This window comes from Streptomyces yunnanensis, from assembly GCF_029011865.1.
Classification (GTDB): Bacteria; Actinomycetota; Actinomycetes; order Streptomycetales; family Streptomycetaceae; genus Streptomyces; species Streptomyces yunnanensis.
On sequence record NZ_CP095749.1, the window covers coordinates 119,123 to 131,942 of the forward strand.

The 12,820-nt window shown below is 66.5% G+C and carries 9 protein-coding genes and 5 pseudogenes; 4 read left to right on the forward strand and 10 right to left on the reverse strand.

Features of this window, described 5'->3' with window-relative positions; genetic code table 11:
* Positions 1-121 precede the first annotated feature (121 nt).
* On the forward strand, positions 122-700 hold the full coding sequence (locus MOV08_RS00380) for a transposase family protein (RefSeq protein WP_275305698.1): 579 nt from the start codon (positions 122-124) through the stop codon (positions 698-700).
* A gap of 104 nt (positions 701-804) precedes the next feature.
* Here the strand turns inward: MOV08_RS00380 and MOV08_RS00385 are convergent, their stop codons facing one another.
* On the reverse strand, positions 805-1,179 hold the full coding sequence (locus tag MOV08_RS00385; RefSeq protein ID WP_420834272.1) for a DDE-type integrase/transposase/recombinase: 375 nt from the start codon (positions 1,177-1,179) through the stop codon (positions 805-807).
* 426 nt (positions 1,180-1,605) lie between these two features.
* On the opposite strand from MOV08_RS00385, the gene MOV08_RS00390 reads away from it, so the two are divergent.
* Positions 1,606-2,334: a hypothetical protein gene (locus tag MOV08_RS00390; protein WP_275305700.1), complete on the forward strand. Its 729-nt coding sequence runs from the start codon at positions 1,606-1,608 to the stop codon at positions 2,332-2,334.
* Between the two features lie 945 nt (positions 2,335-3,279).
* Here the strand turns inward: MOV08_RS00390 and MOV08_RS00395 are convergent.
* The 5 genes and pseudogenes from MOV08_RS00395 to MOV08_RS00405 form a co-directional block, all read right to left on the reverse strand.
* Positions 3,280-3,852, reverse strand: a complete 573-nt coding sequence (locus MOV08_RS00395) for a hypothetical protein (protein ID WP_338057118.1) — start codon at positions 3,850-3,852, stop codon at positions 3,280-3,282.
* A gap of 747 nt (positions 3,853-4,599) precedes the next feature.
* Positions 4,600-5,765, reverse strand: a pseudogene (locus MOV08_RS43950) (IS701 family transposase).
* A 585-nt stretch (positions 5,766-6,350) separates the two neighbouring features.
* Positions 6,351-6,515: pseudogene (locus MOV08_RS43955) on the reverse strand (TetR family transcriptional regulator); the annotation flags it as partial.
* A 451-nt stretch (positions 6,516-6,966) separates the two neighbouring features.
* Entirely contained in the window at positions 6,967-7,701 is a 735-nt protein-coding gene (locus MOV08_RS00400) for an SDR family NAD(P)-dependent oxidoreductase (RefSeq protein ID WP_039639801.1), read from the reverse strand.
* A 203-nt stretch (positions 7,702-7,904) separates the two neighbouring features.
* Entirely contained in the window at positions 7,905-8,528 is a 624-nt protein-coding gene (locus MOV08_RS00405; RefSeq protein ID WP_275305701.1) for a ScbR family autoregulator-binding transcription factor, read from the reverse strand.
* A gap of 196 nt (positions 8,529-8,724) precedes the next feature.
* On the opposite strand from MOV08_RS00405, the gene MOV08_RS00410 reads away from it, so the two are divergent.
* The gene (locus tag MOV08_RS00410) at positions 8,725-9,720 is read left to right on the forward strand and encodes a ScbA/BarX family gamma-butyrolactone biosynthesis protein (RefSeq protein ID WP_275305702.1); all 996 of its coding nucleotides are present in this window, start codon (positions 8,725-8,727) and stop codon (positions 9,718-9,720) included.
* 322 nt (positions 9,721-10,042) lie between these two features.
* On the opposite strand, the gene MOV08_RS00415 is transcribed toward MOV08_RS00410, so the two are convergent.
* Complete coding sequence (locus tag MOV08_RS00415; protein WP_275305703.1) at positions 10,043-10,363, reverse strand: hypothetical protein; 321 nt, start codon at positions 10,361-10,363, stop codon at positions 10,043-10,045.
* A 442-nt stretch (positions 10,364-10,805) separates the two neighbouring features.
* A pseudogene (locus MOV08_RS00420) lies at positions 10,806-11,138 on the reverse strand (3'-5' exonuclease); the annotation flags it as partial.
* 383 nt (positions 11,139-11,521) lie between these two features.
* Between MOV08_RS00420 and MOV08_RS00425 the strand changes: the two are divergent.
* A pseudogene (locus MOV08_RS00425) lies at positions 11,522-11,667 on the forward strand (IS21-like element helper ATPase IstB); the annotation flags it as partial.
* A gap of 33 nt (positions 11,668-11,700) precedes the next feature.
* Here MOV08_RS00425 and MOV08_RS00430 read toward each other — a convergent pair.
* Both MOV08_RS00430 and MOV08_RS00435 read right to left on the reverse strand, forming a co-directional pair.
* Positions 11,701-12,476: pseudogene (locus MOV08_RS00430) on the reverse strand (class I SAM-dependent methyltransferase).
* A gap of 109 nt (positions 12,477-12,585) precedes the next feature.
* Complete coding sequence (locus MOV08_RS00435; RefSeq protein ID WP_275305704.1) at positions 12,586-12,723, reverse strand: hypothetical protein; 138 nt, start codon at positions 12,721-12,723, stop codon at positions 12,586-12,588.
* Positions 12,724-12,820: the final 97 nt, after the last annotated feature.

Here is a 12,820-nt window from a genome sequence, read left to right on the forward strand (position 1 = left end):
AATGCGGCGTAACCGGAGTCCTCTCAGCGGAAGTTGAGTTTGCTGTGAAGAGCACCGTCGAGGACCCTGACGGCCTTGTCTATACCGCCGCCTGCCGCTGTCGAGCGTCACCCTCAACTACGTGGCCAATCCGATCCGCGGCCAGGGGAAGATCGCCGGACTCGTGCTGGCCGTACTGCGCTGTGATCAGCGGCCCGGCGATCTGGCCGGCGGCAACGGCATACACCGCACCACCGTGACCCGGTGGGTTCGGGAAGTCGTCAGCCTGCTGGCCGCCCGCGCCCCACGCCTGGACCGCGCCCTGAAGAAGATCGCCCGAAAGGGCGGCGGAGCCGTACTGCTGGACGGCTCGGTCATCCGTACTCGGCGCAGACCCGGCAAGGAGAACCGGAAGAACTACTCCAGCAAGAACAAGTGCCATGGCCTGTTCGTGATCGCGCTCACCGACGACCGGGGTCGTCTGCTGTTGGTCTCGGCGACCCGGTCCGGACGCACCTCGGAGATCACCGTCTGCCGCTACGACCAGCTCACGGCCAAACTGCGGACGGCTGGCCTCCAGGCCATGGCCGACCTGGAATTCGTCGGCCTCGACGACGGCGACCCTGATGCCGACCCGGCGTTGATCACCGGCTACAAGGCCGCCCGGAACCGGACCCTGAGGCACGGTCAGAAGCTTCCGACAAGGCATTGGCGGCCATGAGGGCGCCCCGGTCGAGCGTGGGTTCACCCGGGGCGTGTCAACTTACGGTTGACTAGCGTGAGTTGAGGCGTACTGGGGCCAGGATGGCGTGGCGGGTGCCGTCGTCAGGCGGTCGCCGGGGTGCGGCCGGCAGCCTGCGTCCAGGGGGTGGAGCGCCGCTCATTGCTCGTCGGCAGGCGGGGGCGGTGAGCAGGTGGCGGCGGAGCCGGAAGCGGGGTGAGATATCGGAGAAGGCGGACAGGGATTGAGGAGCGGAGCTTGTCTGCGACCGCCACGCGCGGCACGTACTGAAGATCCCTGAGGAGGCGGCGGAAGAACCACTGGGCGGCCCTGGCGTCTCGCTTGGCGGTCACGAGAACGCCGAGGACGTTCCCGTCCTGGCCGGCCACGCGCCCCAGGCAGTGGAGCTTGCCGCTGATCCGGACGAAGGCCTCGTCCAGGTGCCACGTGTCCCCGGGCCGCGGATGCCGGCGGCGCAGCCGACTCGCGTCATCTCATGGGCCGGCTCAACGTGACAATGCCGCTCGCCCAGTTCCGCCGGATGCTCTCCGACACCCTCGGCCCGCACCTCCGCCTCTTCCCCAAAAGCGACTGGGCCGAATATTTCACCGCCCAAGTGAAAGCGATCGAATCCAAACTGGAGATAGCCGCAGGCCCCAGGCCCCGGCTAACCCACCATCCGGGAAACGATCACGCAGCCGACGGGGGAACGATCTCTCAATGCCTCAGACACTGCAGGCCATGCACACTCGTAAACACCCTCTTGAAATTGGCCGATTTCATGCCCCTAGGGGATCCCTCCCCAGCGGTTCAGGGAATACCTAAGGGTTCTCCCTGATCCCTCAACGGTCAACGCGCGAGAGGGTAAGCAACATGCCGGATAACGCACCTACCAAGGAGGATTCGTGACCACAGCCACAGCACCGCAGTCAGTCCCGCCCCAAGCACGCCAGGCGGTCGCAACCATGTACACCGGCATGGCGCTCACGGCGATCACGACCATTCTCGTCCCCGTGTTCATCGCGTTAGCCACCGACGATTACACGGACTACATCAGCGTGGCGTATCCTAAACTCGGCGCCGAGAAGGTGAGCAATTACCAACAGACCATGGTGATTTACCTCGTCGTCAACGGCGCTGTTGGCATCCTGGCGTGGCTGTGGACACTGCGGTCGGCGAAGAAGGGGAAGCGGTCGGTGCCCGTTGTCGCGAGCGTCGTCTTCGCCCTCGGGCTCGTCCTTGCGCTGTTCAATCTCCTCATCAAGGACAGCACCGGGTATGCGGCCCTGTCCCCCTGCTGGGCATTGCCGGTCTACTCCCTGCGCGGCAGGGCTGGCAGCGGTTGTCATGTTGTGGCGAGCCCGCCCCTCTGGCCAGGTGTGACCCGGCCGGCTGACGCCGGCCCCAAGACAGCCATCCCATCCATGTGTGTCCCCCGTCACGCACGGATGGGATGGCTTCCATGCGTCGTGCGGGCCTGGCAACCGCCGGGCCCGCACGACGTCGAACGAGGGGATCATCCGGTCGAACTTGGTGTGCCGGTACATCTCTTTGTCGCGACAGTCGAGGTGGCAGGAAGTCCCCGGATGAACGACGATGAGCATCTGGCAGTTCCTCGGCAGGCACTCACATGAGAGTTCGTCCGATGTAGAACGGCAGGTCAGCGGACTCCTCACGCTGCTCTGCTCGTACCTACCGACGCAACCGCTCCTGCCCGAGCCAAGGAGATCCCCGCGCGAGGAGCCAGCAACGAGAGCAGAAGTCGACCCACTGCCCGGCGACGGCGACCGGGCTCAGGGCCTTCACAAGCAGTCAGGATGACACGGGCGGCGAGCGACGCCGGCAAAGCGGGCCAGGGCCTGTGCCTGGGCACGATCGCTTGGGGGTGCCGCGCCCCTTCTCTGCAACGGGTCAGGCTGGCGCAGGCCCCGGATGGCTCTAGGGGCTGTCGTCAAACTCCCGTCGTTCGCCCGGAGGGCGGGCCTCGCGGCGTCTGGTGCGTGCGATCTCAAGGCGGAGGGTCATCCCGGTACCGGGCGTACCGGGATGAGCCCGACAACGCAGAGAGCGTGCGTGCCAGGCGTCGCGAGGCAGGCGGGAGTTTGACGACAGGCCCTAGGGGCCTGCGCTATAGCAACTCAAGGTCTTCGCCTGGACGTTGTCCCTGATGTCGATCAGGACCACGTGACACCCTAAGGATCAAGCAGATATCGCAATCGGCCCCGGACGAGACCTTCCCCGCATCGCCCAGGGCGTTCCTCACACTTGCTCAAGCAATCCGTCGCAATGCCAGTTCCGATGCGAACGCCTCCCAGGCTCGGGCACATTGAGCGGCCGCGGCAGACACCATCTCCGTGCGGTGCGCCGGAATGGCCTGGGCGATTCCGTTCCAGCACCGAGCACCCGCCAATTGCATGTCGAGCATCCGCAGCAGCAAACGCCCCATCTCCGTATGCCTCAGTGAGGGGTCCCTGCACAGATTCCGGAAGAGCACGTCCAGATTCGCCTGGGTCAACTCCTCAAGGGCCCCTCCTGGGGTGGGCATGGATGGGCCGTCCGCCAGCTGCGACCGCGACTGTTCAGAGGGGTGCACCTGGCCCCGTCCTTCCAGCCGATCCTGCGCCACGCCCGTCAGTCGTGCCCGCTTCCCGGGCTTCGACGATCGGCGCGTGGCAGGCACCGGGTCCTCCTCTTTGCAGCCGCTCGCGCACGTCCCGCACGGTCCCCGGTGAGATCCCGGCCTTCTTCGCTATCTCCCGCAGTGGCGCGTCGGGCGATTCGGTGATCAGCTTCCCCGCCGCCCTGCGTCCTTCCTCAGTGCTCAGCGGGCGGACCTTGCCGTCCCGTCCGATACGAGCGGTGGGCGCGACACTCCCCACCCCCTCGCGGCGCCGTAACGCACCGACGGTGGTGGCCGACAGGCCGGTCGTCGAAGCGATGGCGCGGTCCGACCACTGGGGGTGGGTGAGGACGATGCGCGCGGCGGCAGCCGTCCGCTCGGTCAGCGTCAGCGGCAGTCCGTGCCCGACGTTCGACTCCACGGCCAGCACGAAGGCATCAGCCTCGGAACCCTCGAAGAAGCGGACCGCGATCTCCGAACAGCCCCGTATCAGCGCCACCCTCAGTCGGTGCATTCCGTCGATAACCCGCATCGTCGAACGGTGCACGACAATCGGCGGAAACTCCTTTTCCGAGGCCGCGAGGGCGCGGGCGTGTTCCATGTTCTCGCCCGACAGTCGTGGCGAGTCGGCGGGTAACAGCAGCGTGATCGGCACAGTGGCCACCGCAGAAGACCCCGGATGCCTCGACGGACCTGTGGCCGCCCTACACGCCGTGCGGGCACCCTCAAATTGCAGTGACTCAACGTTCATTGCGCTCATTGCCAGATACCCCCGTACACGATGGAGTTGAATTTTCTCTGGCCGGATCTTTCTTGGCCGGGTTCACTCATTCCCATGAATCTCTGCTCCCCTCGCGACATTCAGATGCCAGATTCACTCATTCCAGAAGGATCTGGTCAGCGACGGCGCACCGGAATCTCTGCCCGAATGCGGCGGCTCACGCTTTGCGGCCGCGCCCGAAACGACAGCCTGCTCCGCCCCGGCCGAAAACCGGCCAGTGCTTTCTCCGCCATCTGATGAACATCCGGAAGGCAACAACGTCATGGGCGGAATTCCGTACCCTCCGCGCTCCCGACCGAAGGCCTAGTGCTGCACCGAGATCCTGGCCATGGCGCATAAGCGGCCCCCGCAGTCCCCCGTGCCTCACTGTCCCTCCTCCGTCCGGTGTGTCAGACACACGAACAGCGGCCATCACGGCCTCAAGCGCCCCAGTGCGCCTCCCACGGTAGCAAAGAGATCGTTCTGTTTTCTATTGGTCCGGCGTCTTGCGGCACACGGTCAGGCGGGCTCCGCACGCCGCGTGGCACCCGCCAGACACCTGTAGGCGTAGGCCGCCGAAACCAAGGTCATGTGGTGGTGCCACCCGGGGTAGGAACGCCCTTCGAAGTCCCGCAGTCCGAAGTCCTCGCTCAACCTCCGTACCGCGGCACGGGTCGCGGACAGATGACGAAGCAGCGACAGGCACTCACCCGGCCCGGCTCCCGTGAGACTGGTGAACCACAGACGGTTCGTCGCGCGCTCGCTCTTCCCCTGCTGCCACCACAGCCGGTAGACGCTACGGGCACGGGCGACTCCATGCCTCCCCGATGGCAGCCGCACCAAGGTCGATCCGAGTGCCGAACGCGGCGCCGGCGGCTGGCTCGATGCCACGGCGGGGAATGGATACCGCCTACCGTGACGGCGCAGGCACTGCTCGGCGCCGAGCGGACCGGAGTCGGGCCCGGACAGTGGCACCACGGGCTGCCCCGGAGACACTTGAATGAGGAAGTCCATGCCTCGCCGGGTGAGGGCGGCGGCAAGCTGCGTGACATCAGCGGGGTCGCACGCCCCGCCACCACGGGCGTCCGGTCCGCCGGACGCGCAGCAGCGAGCCGGTCGATCAATTCGAGTGCGTAGGCCCACAGCGGCTGCTCGACGACCCCGTGCGGCAAACGAGAGCGGCGGCGGCGTTCGGCGTCGCCGGACCAGACCCGATCGATCGCGATCTGCCAGTCGACGGGGAGGCTCCACGCATGGGAGGCCAGAAAGAGCCCCACTCCCATCTGGCAGTTGCGGACCCGCCCTGCGTCGGCGTCGAAACGGCGGTGCACACCCACCGAATGACTGCCGCGTTTGGGTATGACCGCCGCCCCGATCGTCCACGCCTGTACGGGCAGGGCCTCGGCGGCCATACAGGCCAGGGCCTCGCGAGGGGCGCTCCAGTCCCACGGACTGGAATTGACGAAACGTCGCAGGGAGTGGGTGGCGGTGTGCGGGTCCGGCACTGTCACCGCCAAATGCTGCGGCACCTTGCGCCCCGGCATCACCAGCAGTCCTCGCAGGTAGGCAGCCGCCCATCGGCGCTGATCCACGCGCGGCAGGCTCTTGAACACCTCTTCCGCAAACCCGCCAATCGAGACTTCCGGGGCCAACTCCGGGCGCTCCTGCACTCCTTGCACCGGCATCCGACCTCCTCGGCGCCTTCCGGGACCACAAAGAGTACAGAACGTTCTCTTTATTTTTTTGCGGCGGCTATATTTCGGCCACCGCCGGGACCGTGTGGGTCCAGCCCTGCACGCTCGCGCTCCGATGCGATCAGCGGGAGGTTCCCGCCGGATGCAGATAGGTGTGGTGCGGGGCGCGCGCCAAGCCGGGAGTATCAGTGCCCAGGCAGCGGCGAGCTGTTCCCCCACCTGCCGCTGCTGCCTGCCCGGGCAGGCAGCGGTCTGCACATGTACTTCAATACCTGCCATGAGGCACTGGACCAGTCCTGCCGCCGGTGCCGGTTCGACGGCCAGCATGCCCTCGTCCCAGGCCCGGTCGAGGAGTTCCCTCAGTACCGAGGTCCATAACGCCTGCCAGTCCCTGCGCGGGGACGTTCCCTCGCGCGCCAGCCGCGCGGCTGCGAGCACGACTTCCTGCGCAGTGAGCAGACCGGCCAGTGCGTGCGAGGCGTCGATGACCGCCTGCAACGCGCTCTGCGCCTCTGTCCGAACGCGCAGCAACGCCGCCTCCGTCAGCACCGCTGCCTGGCCGCACACTTCGTCGGCCAGCGCCCGTTTGGCCGGAAAGTGGAACGTGAGCGCCCCCATCGTTCCGCCGGCGGCCTCGCAGACTTGCTTGAGCGATGTACCCGCGTACCCGTGCCGGACGAACTCCGTGGCGGCCGCACGGACGAGAGCCGCCCGGGTGCGCGCTGCCCTCTCCTGCCTCATCGCACCCCCGGCCAACGGCCCCGACAACGGCAGGCAGCCCCGCTGGGAAGGCCCTCGCGGTGTTTCTCCACCCAGACGGCACGCAGAGCCGCATCTACCGACCGCTCACGGGCACCTGAGCTGCTCGGGGGCATCCCCACTCCTTAGCATGATGACGCCGGACAGCTGATCCTGGATATTCCGGCCCACACCGCCGTATCGATGGGCATCAGACACTAGTCAGAACAGCGATCGACAGCGGCCTCACCTGCCGTACTTGCGAGCGACTTTGACGGGTTGCCCGTTTCCAGCCGTACGGCAGCTCCCTTCCACCTGCCCACCCCACGCCGCGGCCCTGTACACCCACACGGATCCGACCGTTTTCCCGGCCCTGCGCACCCGCGAGCCCGCCGGCAGCTTCGATGCTTCCCCCACACCGCACAAGGGCGTGCGCGATGTACCGGGCGGTGCTCTACGCGGCGGTCCAACCGCCGTCCACCGGTACCGCCGCACCGGTCACGAAAGACGCCCGGTCGCTGCACAGCCACACCGCTGCCTGCGCGATCTCCACGGGGTCGGCCATACGCTTCTGGCTCGAGCGCGCAACGAAGGCGGCCTCCAACGCCGGGGCGTCCGCCAGGACTTCGTCCATCAGCTCGGTGCGCGTACTGCCCACCATCAAGGCGTTGACCCGGATCCCGCGCTCGCCGTACTCGGCCGCCGCCGCTCTGGTCAGCCCCAGCACCGCGTGCTTGGCGGCGACGTACGGGGAGCCCGCGCCGGTGGCCTGGCGGCCCGCCACACTGGAGGTGTTGACCACTGCTGCGTCACGGCCGCAGGCGAGCATGGCCGGAAGCTGATGACGCAGGCAGTTCCACACCCCTCGTACATTCACGTCCATAACGCGGTCGAAGACCTCGTTGTCCGTCTCGTGCAGGAGTCTTCCCGCCTCGGCCCAGCCTGCGTTGTTGAACGCGCCGTCCAGGTGGCCGAAGCACTCCACCGCCGTCGCAACGGCCTTCTCGACGTCGTCCTCACAGGTCACACTCCCGGCCGCCACCGCCGCACGGCCGCCTCGTGCCTCGATCTCCCCGGCCAACATACGCAGCCGCTCCTCCCGGCGCGCCATCAGCACCACCGCGGCTCCCTCGGCCGCGAACAGCCGTGCCGCGGCGGCGCCAATCCCGCTGGAAGCGCCCGTAATCATGACAACCCTGTCGGTCAACAACCCATGCTCATAAGTCATCTCAGCCTGTTCCTCATCTCCCGACTCCTGGCCTGACAGCTCCGGCTGCCACCACCGCTGTCCGGCTCTCCAGCCGGCCAGACGCCTTCTTCCGCACACCCCGTACGGCCACGGAAACCAGATGAGTGGGCATCAAGAAGGAGGAGAAACCACCGCATCGGCCCTCATGCCGAAATTCCCCGCATCGGATCCAAGTCCATACGGGCCGCCGCTTCCGGCACGGCAACTCCCGGCAACAGTAGTTCCCACATCCTGACCGTCCGCTTGGGGAGATCCTGACGGCCACTCACTAGCTGTGCGTAAAGCTGGACTCCCGTACATGCTCCCACCACGAACTCGGCCACTTCCTCCAGGTCGAGATCGCACCGCAGTTCACCGTTGCGTTCGGCCTCCCGAAGGCAACCCTCCATGATGCCGCGCCAGCTGAGGTAGGCGGTGGCATCCCGGACACCAAAAGCGCCCTGCTCCACCGACAGCCGCACCCCCGCTCGCAGCACCGGATCGGTCTGCAGACGCTGCGCCCAGACCAGCGTGATGTCCACCAGCCGTTGCAGCCCCTCCGAGTGGAGCATGCCTTCAATGGCCTGTGGCTGAGCGTTCATCACAGCCTTGGCCAGCCCCTCCTTCGACTCGAAGTGGAAGTACAGCGCACTGGTCGTAACCCCGGCCCGCTCCAGGATCTTGTTGATGCCCGCGCCGGAGTACCCGAACTCGTCGAACACTTCCGCCCCCGCCCGAAAGAGTTTCTCACGGGTACGCAGGGCCCGTTCCTGTGTCACGTGTCTCATCCCTTGATCCCTCGACACCCCTCGACAGAAAAGAGAACGCTCTTTATCCTACTTGGCGATTATTGAGCTTCCCGCTTCCACGCGCCACCCCATCCGCACCTCAAGAGAGTTGCCCAGGAAGGCGCTACCACGCAGAAGGCACATCCGCACGATTCAGCACATCTCGCACCGTGTCATCGGTACCTGGGAGTTCCGCATGCACCGCAACGCTGTCCGCGCCGACCCTGCGCCGCGCTCCGCCACCTTCGTTCCGAAGAAATTAGTCCACAAGACAAATTCCGCCGAGGTCTTACTCACCGACTGGCAGCGCATACGTGCCAACGCCTTTATTATCTCTGCCCATTGGCCCATGACACACAGCTTCTACACGACGGGCCACAGCCCCGTTGATCCACTGCTGCTTACCGAGACCATCCGTCAGATGTTCCCACTGCTCTGCCACACGGCCTACGACGTGCCGTTCGACCACCACCTGTTGTGGGAACACTACCGCTACGAACTGGCCTCCCACGCCACGCAGATCACCGACCGGTCCGGCCCACTGAACTTGCACGTCGAATGCCGGGAAACGGTGCGCCGCGGCACCCGGCTGGCTGCCCTGTCCCTGGCTGTCACCGTCGTCCGCCATGACGTGCCACTGGCAACGGCCGACACCCGCTTCACCGTGCAGCCTCCTGCCGTCTACCGTCGACTGCGGGCTGGCCGCAGCGACGCCGCGCTCGCCGCCCCAACTCCCGCACACTCCTGCCCCATCGCCCCGCGGGACATCGGCCGCCGCACCCGGGGCGACATCGTCCTCTCCCCCAGCGACGATCCTCTCCGCTGGGGGCTGAGGATCGACACCGCCCACCCCATACTCTTCGACCACCCCCTCGATCACGCCCCCGGGATCCTCCTCCTGGAAGCCGCCCGCCAGGCCGCCCAGGCTCTGACTCCCACGCGTCCCATGACGGCGATGGCGATGGAGAACACGTTCTCCCGCTACGTGGAATACGACACTCCCTGCTGGGTCGAGGCCCACCCACTCCCCTCAGACCCCTTGGGCCGCGATCGCGTAGCCGTCACCCTGACCCAGGACGGCACCGAGCACTACGCCACCACTGTCACCCTCACGCCAACCCCGGCCTTGCCCCACGACGCACCACAAGGTTCCTGGGCCCCCTTTCGCCCTGCGGTCACCACTGCCCCGTAAACGTCCGGCTCGACTTCCCGAACGGCACCCGACGTGTCATCAGTCCGGCCTACGGCAGTTCACGTCGCGGCCTGGAAGAGAAGGTCAGCCGGATGTGGCACAAGTGGCACCCTGGTCGAATAGGTCGCGGCGACCACGGGCGGTGCGCGCGCCACTGGTCTGACGTGGAGCGAGCACGCACCCGACTTCAGCCCATGGGGGCATGACAATGTTCTTGTGCGGTGGAAATCCCACAAGGCGCAAGGAATGGCAGTGCTGTTGACGGTAGATGCATGACAGAGAATGTGTGATGCGAAATCTGGCCACGCCTGGTGAAGGTCCGTCAGGATTGCCGCGGCAAGACCGGACTTCCAGGAGAGAGGAACGAAAATAAGTTCCGTGCTGAATATGACAATTCGCGGGGAACCCAGCAGGACGCCTGACGAGTGAGCACCTCTTCGATGATGTTCTTTCGGCGGGTCGCCCGCCGGGCGAAGCCGTCGGAGATCAGGCCGGCGATCGCGAGATGGGGGTGGGTCTCGGCGTAGGCCTCGCGGCGGCCGGTGAACGTCACCGTGGCCCCCACTGCTTGAACTCGGCATTGGTGTGCTCCACTCAGTTCCACGCCCTCGGCGTCGGCATCGGCGGACAGGTCCTCCAGCATGCGCAGCCGCACACCTGGACGGTTGGGACGGCGTAGCCGTTAGCGGCGTGTAGTGGGCGGATCTTGCGGATTGCTCCGGAGACGGCGGAGCGGTCCGCCCCGTACAGCGTTGCCAGAGCAGCGTGCGGTAGCTCAGCCGCACGTGTGCCAGCGTGACCAGGAGCACACCAGGCGCCGATTGGGACCCGCTCCGGCGGCTTGCTGCCGGTGGTCGCCGCGACGCTCGTGGAGTACCGACTCCCGGACACGCCCCTTGTCCCGGCACCCACCCGCCGTATCGGCGGAACAAGTGGAACCATCGAAACCGTTCCATCTGTCAGGATCACCGGGGAGACCCCATCTCCTCCATCATCAGCTGGACTGCCAGTTGAAGCCGAATCCCTGGGATCTGGTAAGACCTCCATGCGGCCGATGTGATACCGGATCGTCTCTTGAGAGTTGTTCAGGGCAACGGCGATGCGGCCGTTGTCTGCATCCCACCGGCATGTTGATCGATCCAGGCGAGACCGCCGATGTCGAGGCGGGTGCGCGTCCGGGTCACCGCGACGTAGGCGAGGCGGGCTTCGGCATCGTCGATGGGTCGGGGAATGGGGTCTCCGAAGTCGTCCTGTTGGTCGCTGCCGGGTGGGGATTGGAAGTCATCGGCGATTCTCACACTCGGCCATTCCCTGCCTTTGACCTTGTGCGCAGTCGAGACGGTCACATGGGCTTGGGCTTCGTCGGTGAGTTGGTTGACTGCAGCGAGGATGGCGTCCGTGCCGTGTTTGTCGACGAGGTACGTCTTCGTTGTACGTATCGAGCACGACGTAGGCCGCCCACTCATTCCCTTGGCCTCTCTCGCTGAGAGGCGTTCCCTACCATGGAGGTTGCCCCGGCCTCCAACCGCGACCAGGGCATAGCGGGACGTCGAATTCAGGCGTCGTTTCGGCGGGTGTCTCTCGCACCACTGGGAATTGGACTTCAAGCAATCAAGCCTTAGCCATATCGCGCGGGTCTTGCGGCACCCCGCCCTGGACGCCTCCAGACGGGCACCGCTTTCCGAGCATGCTGCTGTCCCCTCACGCTTTCGCGCTCAAGTAAGCCCGGCGACCCAAGAACCTCCCTCCAAGTTCATCCCGACTGCGTCGGGGATACAACGAAGCGCCGCACGGCGCACGCTGGACCAAAACGTTCACGGACCCCGTACCTGCGTGGCCATCGTCGACCGGCTTGCCTTCAGCGGCACGATCATCGAGACCGGCACTGACTCCTCTTGCCTCGCCAGCACCCGGGCTCGGGCCGAAGAACCCGCCAAGGCCGGCTGACACCTGCCGCCCTACGCCGGGCGGTGGGATCGCCTACTCGCCGGCGCGGGCGACGAGCAGTGGTTGGAAGAAGCCTGTCTCCTGCGGCATCCGCCACCTGGTGTCGGCAAACCCGGCCTCGGCTGCGAGGCTTGCCAGCCGGTCCTGGCCGAGTGCCCAGTAGGTGGTTCGGCGGACTTTGACGCGCCATTCTCCGCCTGCCGGAAGGAGTTGGAAGTGCTCCAAGTCGTAGTGTTCGCCGTCGTCGTGCCAGTGCCAGAGCTGGAAGGTGACGGTTCGTTCCCCGCTGTCGGCGCAGTCGGTGATCCGGTGGACTTGTGGAGGCGTCGAAGCCGGGCGGTCGCGCAGCAGGTCGTCGTAGGGGCGTGTGCTGATCAGCAGGTGGCCGTCGGGACGCAGCACGCGGCGCATCTCGGCCAGGGCGGCGTGCACATCCTGCTCTGTCAGCAGGTGAGGCAGCGAGTTGTCGGCGCAGACGACGGTGTCGAACTGGCCATCGGGAAACGGGAGGTGTCGCATGTCGGCGGCGGCCGTGCGCAGGCTTAGGCTGCGGCGGGCGGCCTCACGGGCAGCGCGGGCGGCGGCGCGGGGCTGAGGTCGGTCCCGGTGACGCGGTGCCCGCGCAGCGCCAGGCCGATGGCCTGCGTGCCGATGCCGCAGGAACAGTCGAGCACCGCCGCGCGATCCTGGCCGATCAGTGCGTCCAGGGCGTCCCCCTGTCGACGGATGCTCGTGTCCCAGTCTGCGTAGATCAGGTGGTAGTCGTCGGCCAGTTCGTCATAGAACTGCGCTACTGATGTCTCGGGCACGGCCCGAGATTATCGTGCCTGACTCCCCGGAGGCGCTGGTCGCCCCAGTGATCGGCGCTGACGTCCTCACTGGCGACAGTGCCGTCAGTTCCCGTGAACAACAGTGCCGTCAGTTCCCGTGAACATCTGCGAGCGCGCTGATCGTCAACTGCTGTTGAAACTCTATCGACAAACGCTGCTGCTGAACGTGAACGAAGACAAACCGCTCCTTGCCGATGTTCTCCGCGAGCGTGGTCAGGTGCTTCACCTGCGCGGCTGTGGCCGGCTCCGTCTCATCCGGCGTCGGTCGGTGGGCTTTCCGTGCCGCGGGAGCGCCGGCGGCCCAGGTGGCAAGCAGGCGCAGC